The organism is Leucobacter sp. NPDC015123 (assembly GCF_043080205.1).
In the GTDB taxonomy this organism is placed as follows: Bacteria; Actinomycetota; Actinomycetes; order Actinomycetales; family Microbacteriaceae; genus Leucobacter; species Leucobacter aridicollis_A.
Genome location: NZ_JBIBVH010000003.1, coordinates 322,958 through 338,027, shown reverse-complemented (window position 1 = coordinate 338,027; position 15,070 = coordinate 322,958). Strand labels below are relative to the sequence as shown.

13 protein-coding genes and 1 pseudogene are annotated in these 15,070 nt (G+C 66.1%); 3 read left to right on the top strand and 11 right to left on the bottom strand.

The window, feature by feature from the left end; translation table 11 throughout:
• Positions 1-190 precede the first annotated feature (190 nt).
• Complete coding sequence (locus ACF07D_RS08340; RefSeq protein ID WP_391504573.1) at positions 191-964, top strand: helix-hairpin-helix domain-containing protein; 774 nt, start codon at positions 191-193, stop codon at positions 962-964.
• Positions 961-3,780, top strand: coding sequence for a ComEC/Rec2 family competence protein (locus ACF07D_RS08335; RefSeq protein WP_391504572.1), 2,820 nt, complete (start codon positions 961-963; stop codon positions 3,778-3,780). Before ACF07D_RS08340 ends, ACF07D_RS08335 begins: the two co-directional genes overlap by 4 nt.
• Here ACF07D_RS08335 and ACF07D_RS08330 read toward each other — a convergent pair.
• The 5 genes and pseudogenes from ACF07D_RS08330 to ACF07D_RS08310 all read right to left on the bottom strand — a co-directional run bounded on the left by ACF07D_RS08330 (position 3,777) and on the right by ACF07D_RS08310 (position 8,983).
• Complete coding sequence (locus ACF07D_RS08330) at positions 3,777-4,826, bottom strand: ABC transporter substrate-binding protein (RefSeq protein WP_391504571.1); 1,050 nt, start codon at positions 4,824-4,826, stop codon at positions 3,777-3,779. The two genes, ACF07D_RS08335 and ACF07D_RS08330, sit on opposite strands and share 4 nt — an antisense overlap.
• A 93-nt stretch (positions 4,827-4,919) precedes the next feature.
• A pseudogene (locus ACF07D_RS08325) lies at positions 4,920-5,789 on the bottom strand (ABC transporter ATP-binding protein).
• 66 nt (positions 5,790-5,855) lie between these two features.
• Entirely contained in the window at positions 5,856-6,935 is a 1,080-nt protein-coding gene (locus ACF07D_RS08320; protein ID WP_391504570.1) for a FecCD family ABC transporter permease, read from the bottom strand.
• Complete coding sequence (locus ACF07D_RS08315; protein ID WP_255807788.1) at positions 6,932-7,984, bottom strand: iron chelate uptake ABC transporter family permease subunit; 1,053 nt, start codon at positions 7,982-7,984, stop codon at positions 6,932-6,934. Before ACF07D_RS08315 ends, ACF07D_RS08320 begins: the two co-directional genes overlap by 4 nt.
• A 159-nt stretch (positions 7,985-8,143) precedes the next feature.
• Complete coding sequence (locus ACF07D_RS08310) at positions 8,144-8,983, bottom strand: AraC family transcriptional regulator (RefSeq protein WP_119283929.1); 840 nt, start codon at positions 8,981-8,983, stop codon at positions 8,144-8,146.
• 143 nt (positions 8,984-9,126) lie between these two features.
• Here ACF07D_RS08310 and holA point away from each other — a divergent pair, with 143 nt between their 5' ends.
• Complete coding sequence (gene holA / locus ACF07D_RS08305; protein WP_255807787.1) at positions 9,127-10,125, top strand: DNA polymerase III subunit delta; 999 nt, start codon at positions 9,127-9,129, stop codon at positions 10,123-10,125.
• A gap of 246 nt (positions 10,126-10,371) precedes the next feature.
• Here holA and rpsT read toward each other — a convergent pair whose 3' ends face one another.
• The 6 genes from rpsT to ACF07D_RS08275 form a co-directional block, all read right to left on the bottom strand.
• A complete protein-coding gene (rpsT, locus tag ACF07D_RS08300; RefSeq protein WP_119283927.1) occupies positions 10,372-10,632 on the bottom strand; it encodes a 30S ribosomal protein S20 in 261 nt (86 codons plus the stop codon).
• A gap of 208 nt (positions 10,633-10,840) precedes the next feature.
• Positions 10,841-11,482 (bottom strand): Pr6Pr family membrane protein, encoded by a 642-nt coding sequence (locus ACF07D_RS08295; RefSeq protein WP_391504569.1) that lies wholly within the window; start codon positions 11,480-11,482, stop codon positions 10,841-10,843.
• Positions 11,482-12,141, bottom strand: a complete 660-nt coding sequence (locus ACF07D_RS08290; protein ID WP_391504568.1) for a response regulator — start codon at positions 12,139-12,141, stop codon at positions 11,482-11,484. Before ACF07D_RS08290 ends, ACF07D_RS08295 begins: the two co-directional genes overlap by 1 nt.
• On the bottom strand, positions 12,135-13,265 hold the full coding sequence (locus tag ACF07D_RS08285) for a sensor histidine kinase (protein ID WP_391504567.1): 1,131 nt from the start codon (positions 13,263-13,265) through the stop codon (positions 12,135-12,137). Before ACF07D_RS08285 ends, ACF07D_RS08290 begins: the two co-directional genes overlap by 7 nt.
• A gap of 11 nt (positions 13,266-13,276) precedes the next feature.
• A complete protein-coding gene (locus tag ACF07D_RS08280; protein ID WP_119283923.1) occupies positions 13,277-14,032 on the bottom strand; it encodes an ABC transporter permease in 756 nt (251 codons plus the stop codon).
• 4 nt (positions 14,033-14,036) lie between these two features.
• Positions 14,037-14,987: an ABC transporter ATP-binding protein gene (locus tag ACF07D_RS08275; RefSeq protein ID WP_255807784.1), complete on the bottom strand. Its 951-nt coding sequence runs from the start codon at positions 14,985-14,987 to the stop codon at positions 14,037-14,039.
• Positions 14,988-15,070: the final 83 nt, after the last annotated feature.

The window sequence follows — 15,070 nt, the reverse complement described above, 5'->3', positions numbered from 1 at the left end:
TCCCGCAACCCGACCCCCCTCACCGCCGATCGTGTCTCGGCCTCGAACCCGTCATAATCACCCCACCCACCCTGCTATCCGACCGGAGACGCCGTCCACGCCCGCCGGAGCCAAGGATCCTCGCAAAGCGTCGGTCGCGGGGCGTGCAGGTGAGACACAGCCCGCGGGGCGTTGGCGCGGGGAACCCACCGTGGGAGCGGACCCTGAACCACTCAGTTGGGAGCAGGCTGAATCAGCGACGGCGCGATTCCGGCGCGTTCTGAGTGTGCCAGCGCTCGTGTCCGTGGCAGTCTTCGTGGTTGCGCTCGCGATCACTGCGACGGTGCTCATCCGGGGGCTCGGGGGAACCGGGGAGGTCGGGCTCGCACAAGCCGACGGGCGTGACGGGAGTAGCGCTACAGGGACGGGCGGTGATGGAGTCGGGCCCGGCGCTCATGCGGGCACGGGGGCAGTAGACGCTCACGCCGGAGGCGCGGGCGAGCTTGTGACTCAGGAAGCAAAGCTTGTCGTACACGTCGTCGGCGAGGTCGTGAACCCTGGTGTGCTTGAGCTTGATCCGGGCTCACGGGTGCTCGATGCGATTACGGCCGCGGGCGGTCCAACGGAGAGCGCTGCACTTGCTGCGCTCAACCTCGCTCGGGAGGTGAGCGACGGCGAGCAGATCGTGATTCTCGACGCTGAGACTGCTGCCGAGGGAGCCGGAGGCAGTCTTGCGTTGCCCGGGACCGGCGCTCCAACGGGGGGAGCTGCCGGAGGCGAGGGCGCGGTCGAAGGACGTGTGAACGTGAACACTGCCGGAGCCGAAGGGCTCACCGAGCTGCCCGGTATCGGGCCAGCAATCGCTCAGCGCATCATTGATTGGCGTGAAGCGAACGGGAGATTTGCCGACGTCGATCAGCTCCTCGAGGTAAGTGGCATCGGCAGCAAGACCCTCGACAAGTTCCGGGACAGGGTCGTCGTGTGACTCCGGCAGGCAGTGTTGTCGCAAGCGCATCGCCCAGTCACGGGCAGTGGCGGCTTCTCGCCCCCGCTGTCGTGTGCTGGGCGGCGGCTGCGGTTGTTGTGCACATCCCGGGCGCCGCAATTTGCTTTGAGGTCGTGCTGGGCATTGGTGGGGTTGGTATCGCGGCGATTCTTGCTGCCCGTCGCCGGGCTCGAGGAGCAACCGGGCAAAGCAAGTGGGGATGGACTGGAGGAGCCGGGCTGCTCTGCGTTGCGGCTCTGCTCGCTGTGATTGGGCGCGTCGCGGTCGTTGAACACGGTCGAGACTCGGTATCGGAGGCGCTATCACGGTTCGGAGGCGGCGCGCGCGTTGCTGCAACTGTTGTTGTCGGCGGCTATCCGGCCCCTGCCGCGAGCGCTCGAGGAGACGATGCAGAGCGGAGTTGGGTTCGTGGCGGACTCGTTCGCCTTGTGCCTGCTCCCGGATCCGGATCGCATGATGTCGACCTCGAATCAGGCTGCGGTGGCGGTGTTCACGCGCCGCTGCCGGCAGCGGTGCCCCCATCGCTGCCCCCATCGGTGTCTGTGCCTGTGCCTGTGCCTGTGCCTGCGTCTGCGTCTGCGTCGGCGATACTGTGGCTCGACGGTGCCCCACCTGCCGGCTGGTACCCGGGCGCCACCGTGTGTGCGGCCGGAACCCTCACACGTGGGCCACCTGAGAGCCTCGCTGCGTTCGAGTTGTCGGTCTCGAGTACGGTGGGTCCCCACGCCGCGGGTAACGTACCTGCAGCGCTCGGCGAGGCTGCCGCGGCGCTGAGGCTGGGCCTGCGTGCGGCGGCGGCTGGGGTACGCGGGGCAGAGCTCGTCCCGGGCCTCGCTGTGGGAGATACGAGCCTTGTATCGGACTCGCTAGATCGATTGATGCTCGAATCAAACCTGACACACCTGACTGCGGTCTCAGGGTCTAACTGTGCGCTCGTCATCGCCGCAGCCGTTGCGGCGGCACGGGCCATGGGTCTTGGGCGACGCGGGCGTGTGCTCATTGCCGGCGGCGCGCTCATTGCGTTTGTGGTGATCGTGGGGCCCGATGCGAGTGTGCAGCGCGCGGCGATTATGGCGGGTGTGCTCCTCGCCGGAAACTTTGGAGGGAAGCAGGGGCGCTCACTTCCTGCGCTTGGCCTCGCTATCCTTGTGCTGCTTTTGGCTGATCCGTGGCAGGCAATCCAGCCTGGCTTTGCGCTCTCCGTTGTGGCGACTGCAGGAATACTTCTCGCAGCAACACCCGTGAATGCGTGGCTGCGCAGGCGGGCGCGGATGCCCCAAGTGCTCGCCCTCCCGCTGGCCGTCGCCGTCGTCGCCCAGGTGAGTTGCGCCCCGCTGCTACTGCTCTTGCAGCCAGGCTTCTCGCTCGGCGGGGTGCTCGCGAACCTGCTTGCCGCACCCGCGGCTCCTGCGGGAACCGCAGCTGGCCTCGCCGCGCTGATCCTGCTGGCGTTGCCCGGTGGCATTGGGGTGCTAGCGCTCAGGGGCGCAACGTGGCCGGCGCGCTGGATCGAGGCGGCGGGAGAGGTAGGAGCCGCGCTGCCTGGCGGGAGATTGTTCTGGCCCGAAGGGTGGGGCGGTGCCGCCTCACTTACGGCTGTGTACTGCCTGGCATGGCTTGCTCGTATATTCGTGCGGCGAAGCCAGCGCGGCCTCGCTGCGCCAGGAAGCGTCGCCGCCGTGCACTACCGGCAACCTTGGCCCTGCAGTCGAGCCCGTGCCGTTCGTCACAGACGAGGGTGGATCGGCCCTGTGAGAACCGCGCTTGTCCCGGCTCTCGCTGCCTGGATCACTGCCGGGGCGGCGGTCGGCATCGCCGGAGGGGTCACTGTAGTTGTCCCGCTCGTGCTGCGTCTCGGTGTGCCAGCTGATTGGGCGATTGTCGCCTGCGACGTCGGCCAGGGGGATGCTGTGCTGCTTCGCGACCCAGGCGTGAAGTCTGAGGTGATGCTTGTCGATACGGGTGATGATCCAGACGCGCTGGAAGCGTGCCTCGATGTGTTCGGAGTGGAGCGGATCAGCTTACTCGTGTTGACTCACGACCACTGGGATCATGTGGGGGCACTCGACGCAGTCAGCGGGCGAGTCGACTCGGCGCTCCTCCCGCCCGACAGCGGCGACGATCTCGGACGGAGCCGAATAGGCGACAGGATAGTGGAAGCCGGGATCCCCGCTGTCGAAGCCACAGCCGGAATGGCTGGAGCCGGCGTCCGAGCCGACACAGGCATCAGCCGGAGTGAAACCGCGGGGATGCGCTGGGAGGTACTCGCCCCACCCGTTCGCGCGTCGTATCGCGATGTGAACGCGACGAGCCTCGTATTGCGCGTCGATGTCGGTGCGCTCACCGTGCTCATGCTCGGAGATACTGGTGCAAACGAGCAAGAGCCGCTTCTTCGCAGCCATCCAGGGTTGACGGCTGACGTCGTGAAAGTTGCCCATCACGGCTCACGGAACCAGGCTCCCGGCATGTACGACTTGCTCGGCGCTCGCGCCGCGTTGATCTCAGTCGGGAGCGGCAACCGATACGGTCACCCAAACTCCGAACTCGTCGATACGCTCGCGGCTACTGGGGCTGAGGTGCTTCGCACAGACGAACACGGTTCCCTCGCAATCGTCGACCGTCGGGGCGAGATGACGTATTGGGCGGCCGGTGGGGCCGCCAGGCCAGGTCGCTCGCGCGACCGTGCCTGGCGGCCCCAACCGCCAGAGCGCCCCGGGCCGGTGAACCCCCTCACCTGGCCGGGGCGCGCCCCCGGAACGAGAGCAGCTTTGCGAGCATGGCGCAAGACCTGTTAGGAGAAGTCGGCGAACCCCTCGACGGCGTCAGCGATCCCGTTGACGAAGCTCGTGTAGGTGAGCGCGAAACCGAAGCGTTCGGCGAGGTTGCCGTCGATCCAGTTTCCCTTCTCCACCGCAGGCACGCGCTTCAATAGCGGGTCGAGGTCCGCCGCGACGTTGTCCTTGTAGACGAGCAGCATGTCGGTATCCGAGAACACACTGACGGCGTTCTCGTAACTGAGCATGTGGCCGATACCGTTCGGGTTCGGCGGTGCGGCGTTGATCTCTTCGCTCTCGAGGATCGTGAATCCGAGCGCGGGGAGTACGGTCATGTAGATCGACTCGTCTGAGATGACGGTGAAATTGTCGACCGGCGAGTGAATGACCGATGCAACCTTGCCGTCTGCGTAGGATCCGATTCGGTCCTTGGCGGTCGCGAGTGCCTGCTCGTAACCCGCGATCGCTTCCTCAGCCTTGTCTTCCCGGCCAAGGAGCTCGAGCTGAGCAGTCATCGCCTCGAACGGATTCTCAGCGGAGGCGCCCTCGACGTCAAGGCCGTCGTTGACGGCGAGTACGGGCGCAATCTCGTCGAGCTTGAAGTCCTCGCCCTCGTAGAAGTCCCACCACCCGACGCCTACGACGATGAGGTCGGGGTCGTACGACGCAATCTCTTCGCGGTTCAAGTCAAACGCGGTGTTCTTCAGATGGGCAACGTCATCATCGATGAGTGGGGAGAGCGGACTGTCGGTGCCGTATGCCGTCGCAACGAGCGGGTAGTCAGCGAGCAGCGCCATTTCGAGTCCGCTGCGGCTGTCGAGCACAACGACCCGCTTCGGTTCGTCAGGAATCTCCGCAGAGTAGCCCTCGTACTCGAAGTCGATGGTCTCCGACGATGCCGACGATGCCGACGTTGCAGCCGGCGCCGCCCCGTCAGAGGCAGGTGGGCCGCTTGCGCAACCGGCGAGTAGACCAACGGCGACGGTTGCCCCGAGAAGCGCGCACGCACGACGACGAGTCGCTGTTCTCCGAGCGGTGGGAGACGTAGATGTGGATACGAATGGCATGTGTGTCCTTGCTGACAAGCGATAGCCCGGGGAGACGGGCCTGAATTGAGTGGAGCCCTGAAGGCTCATGATGTGAGCCCTTGGGGCCCATACTTAACGGTATTCAGGGAGTGATTCGCGAGGGGGACTCGCTGCATCGCGTTCGGGACTCGTCGCAGCTCCGCGAGACCGGTCGCGGCCCAGCGGCACGACTGTGGGGGTGCCGGCCACCGGATCAGGCACCACTCGGCACGCGAGTCCGAAGACCTCAGAGACCAGCGCTTCTGTCACGATCTCTTCCGGAGCGCCCTGCGCGACGATCCGGCCATCCTTCATCGCGATAAGGTGCGTCCCGTAGCGTGCCGCCTGGTTCAGATCGTGGAGCACCGCGACGAGGGTGTTCCCAGCGAGGTTGAGGTCAGTGAACAGCTCGAGCAGCTCGATCTGGTGGGCGATGTCGAGGAACGTGGTGGGCTCGTCGAGCAGCAGGAGCTCGGTCTGTTGCGCCAGCACCATCGCGACCCAGACGCGCTGGCGTTGTCCGCCTGAGAGCTCATCGACAAGCCGGGGGGACAGCTCCGTCACCCCTGTCGCCGCCATCGCGCTGAGTACGGCGCGCTCGTCCTTCTCAGTCCACTGCCTGATGAGGCCCTGGTGTGGGTACCGGCCGCGCGCGACAAGGTCGGCGACGGTGATCCCGTCTGGCGCGAGCGAGGTCTGGGGGAGCAGGCCGAGCCGCCGAGCGACCTCCTTTGCTCAATACGTCGAGATGCTCCTGCCATCGAGCAACACACTGCCCGCTGTGGGCTTCAGGAGTCGAGAGAGCGCCCGCAGCAATGTCGACTTGCCGCATGCATTCGGGCCGACGATGACGGTGAAGGAACCGTCCGGGATATCTACTGAGAGGTCAGTCGAGATCGATTTGTGGTCGTAGCCGATCGTGGCGTTGTCGACGCGAAGGGAGGAGTGCGTGAGTTCAGGCATTGATACGCTTTCACATTCGATATGGACCCTGGGGCGGGTCGAGCGGGTCGCGGTAGGCGGCGCGGGCTAGCCTCGACGCCGCGCTTCGTAGATGAGTAGCCAGATGAGGTATCCGCCGCCGATCACAACGGTGACGGTGCCGACTGGAAGCATGGCTGGCAGCGCATGAAGTGCGACGAAGTCTGAAGCTGACAGCAGGACGGCACCCATCATTGCCGAGGAGAGGACGGAGACGCCCGCCGAGCCGGTGACGCGCCTGGCAATCTGTGGGGCAGCGAGTGCGATGAAGGATATCGGTCCTGCCGCAGCGGTAACGACGGCGATGAGCCCGACCGACGCGAGCATGAGCGCGAGGCGGGCTGGCTCAACGCGCACGCCAAGCGCCTGCGCCGCGTCGTCCCCGAGCTCAAGCTGACGCAGCGGGCGAGCGAACGCCAGAGTCACGATGAGCAGCACCACCACGAGGAGGCTGCCGAGCCCTGTCTGTGACCAGGTCATGCCGTTGAGCGACCCTGCGCCCCAGACTGCAGCGACGAGGGCTGTGTCGAGATCAGCGGTCAGGGTCAGCCAGGTGTTCAACGAGCTGAGCATTGCAGACACGGCGATACCGGAGATGATGAGCCTGAATCCCTGCACCCCACCCTTGAACGCGAGGAGGTACACGACTGCCGCGGATGCGAGTCCGCCGACGAACGCGCCTATTGCGACATCGACGTAGTTACCGCCGAATACGATCATCACGACGATCGCCCCGGTGTAAGCGCCCGACGAGAACCCGAGGATGTCAGGGCTCGCGAGCGGGTTTCGTGTGAGTGACTGGAACACGGCGCCGCTCGCGCCAAGCGCGGCGCCGAAGGTGATCGCAGCGAGTGCGCGCGGCATCCGCCACTCCACGACAACTGTATGGGTGAAATCGGTCACGCCGGAGGTGAGCGCCTCCCACACCTGCCTGACCGTGAGCGGATACTCGCCGTTCGTGAGGGAGGCGACTCCGATCACGACTGCGAGTACTGCAAGCAGCACGCAGACGCCGGCTACGCGGACGTCGACGCGAACCCACGCGTTCAGCAACCGGAGTCGCCTGACCTTTCGCCCAAAATCGATGCGCGGGGCAGGAGTGAGCGCCGAGTCTGAGCTGTCGATCACAGGCTGCTCACTTTCCTTCTGCGGATCAGAACGATAAGAACTGGCGCGCCAACGAACGCGGTGACGATGCCAACGGGCACCTCTGCGGGGCGCATAATGAGCCTGCCAACGATGTCCGCGACGAGGAGCAAGATCGGGGCGAGCGCCACCGTGTATGCGAGGATCCAGCGCTGGTCGGGCCCAACTATCCAACGGGCGACGTGTGGCACCATGAGGCCGATGAACCCGATCGGTCCGGCAATAGCCGTCGCGCCGCCGGCGAGTAGGGTGACCGCGATAATCACGAGGATCCTCGTGCGCAGCACGTGTGCTCCGAGTGTCGCGGCGAGATCCTCGCCGAGCGAGATGGCGTTGAGCGGCCGCGCCATCGCGAGCGCGATCACGAGTCCAACGACCAGAAACGGGAGCACGGGAAGAACGACATCCAGGCCCCGTCCGACGACGGTCCCTGCGCCCCAGCCTCGCATCTTGTCGAAGGCCTGCGGGTCGAGCAGTGTCAGCGCCGACGTGAGGCCACTCAAGGCTGCCCCAAGGGCGACGCCGGCGAGGACGAGGCGCAGCGGGTCGGCCCCGCCCCGGCCGGCCGACCCAATAGCGTAGACCCCGATTGTGACTATCAGAGCTCCCGCGAATGCGAACCAGATGTAGTGCGAGATCGTCGCGACGCCGAATGCGCCGACGCCGACTGCGACAGCGAAGGAAGCTCCAGCGTTCACACCGAGGATTCCCGGATCGGCGAGCGGGTTGCGAGTGAGCGCCTGAATGAGTGCCCCTGCTACGCCAAGCGCCGAGGCTACGACAACTGCAACGACAGTGCGCGGGATCCTGAGGTCGCGCACCACGAAGTGGTCTTCGACGTCTGCGGGGGCGAAGATTGCATCCCAGACAACGGTGACAGGGATCTCGCGAGATCCGATGACGACGCTCGCGAGCGCGATCACGACGAGCGAGACAAGGATACCGAGCAGGATCAGCGTGCGGGAGAGGTTTGTGTGTGCGAGGCCGTTCGCGGATCGCGCGGCCCGCACGTCAGGGGCGGTGACTGTCATGCTGTCGACGGGCCTCCAGGTTCGCGGCGGGGCAGCGAGAAGCCGTGGTGGTGGCCTCCCTCATCGAGGCTATTGCGGTGATGCTGCGGTGTGGGGACAGGTCGTGTTTCGTTCCGGACAGCACGTCTTGCGTGCGCCCAGGGGGCGCGGTCGTCCCGGTTACAGCCGCCCGGACAGTTCCCCAGGCGTGCAGCCAACGGTCTTACGGAACGCTGTCACGAATGCGCTCGTCGTGCTGTAGCCGACCCTGCGGGCGACCGACTTCACGGTGAGCCCGTCGGAGAGCTGGCCGAGCGCGGCGCGCATCCGAACGAGCCTTCGCCACTGCGCGAAGCTCATGGCGACCTCGGCGCTGAAAGCTCTGGTGAGGGTGCGGGAGGTCATGTTCAGCATCGACGCCCATTGCTCGAGTGACCTGTCGTCGGCAGGATCGCTGAGGATCATCTCGACGAGTAGCGCAAGCCGCGGGTCCTCGGGGAGCGGGATGTCGAGTCTGACGCCGTCGGTGAGCTCGAGCATGTCGACGCACACCGCCTGAGCGCGGACACGCTGCTCAACCGACATGGTTGCGTGTTTGAGGTAGAGCAGGAGCTCGCGCGCTGCCGGTTGGAGTCGTACCGCGACGGGGCGTTCCCAGGACTTCTCCCAGAGACCTGGATCGAAGTATGTCGTGCGCACATCGGTGTCCTCCCGTGAGGAGCCTTCGTGCATCGTCCCGGCTGGGAGCCAGAGACCAACCCCCGGAGTGACGGTCCACTGCTTGCCGTCGGCGAACATCGTCACAACGCCGCGGTCCGTCCAGAGGAGTTCGTGCTCCGGGTGGCTGTGCGGGGTCCATGTCACGGCCTCGGCGGGGCGCAGCACACTTGTCGTGAGGAGGTACGGCGCGGCGACGAACCGCTCGCCGCCGTGTGCGTCGTCGGTGCGTCTTGCTTCGTGGGGGGAGTCGTCCAGGCCTATCGCCGGGGCCGTGGCCGGCCGAGTGTCAAGCAGCGTCATGTGTCCCTCGCGAATGCAATCTAGTTAGGTTTACCTTACATTAATCTGATGTATCGGTGCTACTCGTGAGATCCGTGCGTGACTTGACGCGAGGTGCTGCTCGTTGGCGACCCAGTGTCGGAGGCTGGCGGTAGTCTGGACGCGTGGCAACAGCAAAGATCTCCAAGGTTGAATGGACCGACGTGACTCCGGCACCAGTGGTGCTCGTAAGCGGCCCCGAGGAGTTCTTCGCCGACCGCGCTTCGCAGCGCATTCGCGAGATGCTCCGCGAGGCGAACGCTGAGCTCGAGGTGCACGACGTCGACGCCGCAAGCTATGGTGCTGGCGAGCTCTTCACGATCGCGAGCCCGTCGCTTTTCGCGGAGCCGCGACTCATTCGTGTGACAGGTGTTGAGAAGTGCTCCGACGCGTTCATCGAGGACGCGAAGCGGTACATCGCAGACCCGGCAGACGACACGACTCTTCTGCTGCGGCACACCACTGGCCAGCGCGGAAAAGCGCTGCTCGATGCAGTGCGTAAGACGCAGGGGGCGGTTGAGGTGCTGTGCCCCGAGTTGAAGAAAGACCAGGATCGCCTGGCGTTCGCTCAGGCCGAGTTTCGCAGGCTACAGGCCCGCGCGACGCCAGGGGCTGTTCGCATGCTCGCAGCCGCCTACTCGTCAGGCAGCGTCACCGAACTCGCGGGCGCCTGCGCGCAGCTCGTGTCTGACGTTGGGCGGGAGATCACCGAAGATCATGTGAACCGCGCGACAGAGGGACGCGTCGAGGCGAGTGGCTTTAAAGTCGCTGACGCCGCGGTTGCCGGGAAACGGGCAGACGCTCTGCTGCTGCTTCGCCAGGCGATGTTGGGTGGCACCTCTCCGATCCCGATCCTCGCCGTGATCAACATGAAGCTCCGCGGTATGGCGCGGGTGTTTGGCGCGCGCGGATCCTCGGGGCAGCTTGCCAAACAGTTCGGCATGGCGCCGTGGATGGTCGATCGTGCGTTGAAAGACATTCGGGGCTGGCGTGAGGAAGACCTTGCGCGCGCTATCGACCTCGCGGCTGAGACCGAATGGCAGTTGAAGGGCGGCAGCCGCGACCCCGAGTACGCGATTGAGCGGTTCGTGACGTTCGTGTCGCTCCGCGGTCGCGACTCGTAGGGGCCCAGCCCGGCCCAGCCCAGCCCAGCCCGGCCCGGCCCGGCCCAGCCTTCTGCTGCCCGATGACCCGCACAGTATCCATGGGATCTGCAGAAGGTATCCCGATTCAGGCTCGAGTTCGCATTGATACTGTCGATCCCATTGCGAGCGTCGAGCACCACGGGGTAGCGACCAGTCCCGGGTGAAGTTGGCACAAAAAAGCTCGGGCCCCACCGAGGTGGAACCCGAGCTTCGAAGTCTCGGTGCTTAGATCTTTGCGACCTGAGCGGCAAGCTTCGACTTGCGGTTCGCGGCCTGATTCTTGTGAATCACGCCCTTCGATACTGCCTTGTCGAGCTTGCGGGTTGCGACCTTCAGTGACGACTCTGCTGCTGCCTTATCGCCTGCAACGACTGCCTCGCGGGTCTTGCGGATGAGGGTGCGGAGCTCGCTCTTGTACGCGCGGTTACGCTCGGTAGCCTTGGCGTTGGTCTTGATGCGCTTGATCTGCGACTTAATATTTGCCACGTTGGGTTGGTTCCTTCAGTAGAGGTCAATCGGGTTGATCCGCGCGGTGAGAGAGGGCACCTAACGGGGGTGTGGTGTGAGCCACACGCAAGCCAAGAACCTACTTTAGCAGATTCTGCGACTGAGAGCACGCGGGGAATGCCGTGTCGGGGCGGCGTGCGGGCAAGCGGGGGTGAGGCGATCTCGTCAGCGTCGAGTCAGCGCCGAGTCAGCGTCGAATCAGCGCTGCCGCGCCGGGGGTGCGGGCGCAGAGCCAGACGAGTGCGCCGGCGAGGGTGAGCGCCAAAAGCAGGCCAGCGATGTGCGCGAGCACGTAGGCCGCACCGTGGCTCGGCAGCAGGAACCCGTAGGGCACCCAGCCGTCCGTGACTCCACGCACGAGGACGACGGCGAGCCAGATTACCGGATATGGGAAGATCACCCACAGCGACCGCCACGGAAGCCGGTGGCGATCCCCGACGAACAGCCAATCGAGGAGCACCACCGCCGGGGCGATGGCGTGCAGGAGGAGCGACACCCACGGGGGAGCCGTACCGGTTCCTGGGATGAGCGTGTTGTAGATGACCCCGACGACGAGCATGTACGCGACGGCGGCCCCGCGGAGCAGGTGGAGCGTCGGCGGGAGGACTGCGCCACGCCTGCCGAGGGCGCCAGTGACGATGAAGGTGAGCCCGGTGATGAGGTTCGTGAGGTTCGTGAAGTAGCCGAAGAAGTTAAACGGGTTCGGCCCGTCTGACGGGACCCCGAGCACGTAGGTGTAGCCGAGCACGGCGAGCAGGACGGCGCCGAACAGGAGCCGCGCCCAGGAAACGGCGGGCCGTGCCGCTCCGGCCCGTGTGACCGATGGCACTAAAGCCACCCCCTCTCGAACGCCAGCCGGGCGGCCGAGGTGCGATTCTCCGCGCCGACTTTGCCGATCGCCGAGGAGAGGAGGTTTCGCACGGTGCCAGCCGACAGGAAGATCTCGGCGGCGATCGCCGGGGCCGTGAGGCCCTCGCTGGCGCGCCGGAGCACCTGGCGCTCCCGCTCGGTGAGCGGGTTCGCGCCATCAAACAGCGACGCCTCGGCGAGTGCGGGGTCCACGACGCGGTGGCCGCGGTGGACACGACGGATGGCGTCGGCGAGCTCCTCGGGTGGCGCGTCCTTAACGACAAAGCCGCTGGCACCCGCCTCGAGCGCCGCGCGAAGATAACCCGGCCGCGCAAACGTCGTGACGATGAGCACGCGGGTCTTGGGGCTCGCAGCGCGCACGGCTGCCGTCGCAGCAATGCCGTCCATCCCCGGCATCTGGATGTCCATGAGGCACACGTCAGGCGCGAGCTCACCCGCGCGCGTGATGGCCGCAGCCCCGTCGGCTGCGTACCCAACGACTTCGAGATCGGGCTCGAGCCCGAGCAGGGCGCCAAGCGCGCCTCGTACGAGAGCCTGGTCGTCGGCGAGGAGTAGCCGAATCCGGCCCTCGCCGCTAGCGACAGTGTCGTGAGTGTCAGGGCCGCTCGCGTTCACCATGTCAGACTTACCTTCGTCCCTGTGCCTGGCGTGCCGACAATCTCCAGCTCGGCACCGGCAGCAGCGGCGCGCTCGCGCATTCCGCGGATGCCATTCCCGGCGCTGTGGCTGCCATGCGCGGTGCCAGTGTCGGGTGCCGCGGCTGCGCCGTACCCTCGACCGTTATCGAAAACGCTGATCGTGCCGGGGTTGAACGCGACAACCGCGTGGCTTGCATTCGCGTGCCTGAGGATGTTCGTTGTCGCCTCGCGCAGGATCCACGCGGCAGGAATCGCTTGCGCTGGGGAGAGCGAGCTGGCGCTCCCGCGCACGTCGAGCGTGATTCCCGCAGTCGCGAACGCGTCCGTTGTCGCAGTGAGCTGCTCCGCGAGCCCCTCCCGTCGAACTCCAGTGACAGTGCCGCGCACGCCCTCGATCGCCTCGGCGGCGAGCCTGACGATCTCGTCAAGCTCCGCGCGCGCGGCCGCCGGATCACGCTCCAGCAGCCGAGACGCGAGCTCTGCCTTCAGCTTCACGACGGTGAGTGAGTGGCCGAGGAGGTCGTGGACGTCCCGTGCGACGGCCTCGCGCCCCTCGCTCGTCGCAAGCTCGACCCGGAGCGCATCGGCAGCGCTCGAGCGCGCGATCAACCACGAATTGATCGTGTTGACAGCTGCGATCATCATGGTGATCCAGAGCAGCGGCCACGGCTCGTTGGCCCCTCGAGTCTGCGCTGTGGCGACCACGAAGACGATGAGCGCGGGCCCTGCCGTGTTTGCTATCCAGTGAGCTTTCGCGGTCAGCAGGTACGACGCGTACGACATGAGAAACGGCGTGAAGCTCGTGACTGCCCAGCCGATCGAGGGTATTGTGAGCGCCGCGCTGCCGATCGCGGCTGCGTAGAGCCAGAGCGTCACGGGGCGTTCTCGCCCGTGCGGGGAACGAAGTCCGACGATGAAGCCAGTGAGGTACGAGGCCGCAAAGGTGAACGTGCTCAACCAGCCGAGCACCAGTGCCCACGTCGGTGCGGCCGACTGTACGAGAGCGGTGATCGGGAAGTAGAGGAAGACGAGCCAGATTGCGCCCATGAGCCACCCGTAGCGGGCCCAGGCGTTTGACGTGTCTGTCTGACTCCGTGTGCGCATCGCCTGCAAGCCTAGCGCCGGCGCCGAGACCGAAGCACCCCATAGCGTACGAGGGCGGCAAAGAGTAGCGTCCAGGCCGCGACGTTTGCCAGCACGATCCAGATCGAGTCGGTCCCGCCTGAGATGAGTGCGCCTTCGGTGATCGGCCAGCGCACGAGAGCGGCATAGCCGTACATCGGAGTGAAATGGGCGACCGTCAGCATCGCGCCCGAGAGCGGCATGAACACGTTGCCGACAAATCCGAACAGCGTGATCGCGATTGATGCGAGCGACGCCGCGGTGTCGGAGTTAAACGCGAGGCCCGTGCCAAGCCCGAACAAGCCAAAGATGAGCCCGCCCACAAGGATAATCGCGGCGACGAGCGGCCACGCTAGGGGTGAGTCCGCGCGTGCCCCGGTGAGCGCTCCGACAAGGAACACCCCGGCCACTGAGACCGCGGAGAACGCCAGTGCGACTGCGAGCTTCACCGCCGCATACCCGGGGATCGAGAGCGGCGTGAGCGCGATCTGACGGCCCCAACCCTGCCCGACTTCCGAGGCGGCGAGTGAGCACAGCGAGGTCATCGCTGTCGCCGCGCCGAACGCGGCCATCGAGGCCATCACGTAGAAGGCGACGTTGCCGTTGCCAGCGCTTGCGGTCGCGTACTCTGCGGCAGCGCCGAACAACAGGTACATGGCGATCGGCATCCCGAGTGTGAAGACGAGCGTGTACGGGTTGCGAAACTGGCGCATGACCTCGACGCGGAAAAACGTGGTGGTAAAGAGCATGGGATTAGTCCTCCGTGAGCGCGGTAAACGCGGTTTCGAGCGTTGGGGCTGCGATCTCGAGATCGCTCGCGCCAGCGGCGAGGAGCTGGGCGGCGACCGCGTCGGAGTTCGCGGCGCGGATCGTGACGCGGCCGTCGTTCACGGTGACATCCGAGACTGAGTCGTCGCTGCGCAGTTCGGCGAGCAGCGCGTCTGCGCCCGCCGGCAGCGTCGCCATGAGGGTGCGGCCGCCGAGTGAGGCGCGCAGCGTTGCGGTGCCACCATCGGCGACGATGCGCCCGTGATTCATGACGACAGTGCGCCCGGCAAAATGCTCGGCTTCCTCGAGGTAGTGGGTTGCGAACACGATCGTGCGCCCGGCACCCGCGTCTGCGCGCATCGCATCCCAGAACCTGCGGCGGGCGGTCACGTCCATGCCCGCGGTCGGCTCGTCAAGAATCAGCACATCAGGATCGGGGAGCAACGCGAGGGCGAATTTGACCCGCTGCTGCTCACCACCCGAGCACTTGCTCACCCTGCGCCCCGCGAGTGGCGTCAGGTCGGCGCGCTCGAGCGCCTCGGTGACGCGACTGCCGGCGCCGTGAAAGCTTGCGATCACTTCGACGGTCTCACGGACAGTGAGGTCCGCGAGCAGACCACCTGTTTGGAGGACCGCCGACAGTGTGCCACGTGCGACCGCTGACCGGGGGGACTCACCGAGCACGCGCACCGAACCACTGTCGGGATCGCTGAGCCCGAGCACCATGTCGACGAGCGTCGTCTTTCCGGCGCCGTTCGGACCGAGCAGCGCGACGACCTCCCCGCGTTCGATCCTGAGGTCGACGCCGTTGACTGCACGGACGAGCTTGTCTCCTGCCCCGAAGCGACGCTCGATGGCGACGAGTTCGAGCGCGGGCGACTTCGTCGATAGCGCGGGCAGCAGCGGGGCCTGGCCGGGGGAGTGTTCCTGTCTCATGCCCCCAGTGTTTCGCGGAGACACCGGCCGCAGCGAGAGGCCACTGTCACGAAAAGCTCGTGACAGGTGTCACGCGTGTCTTT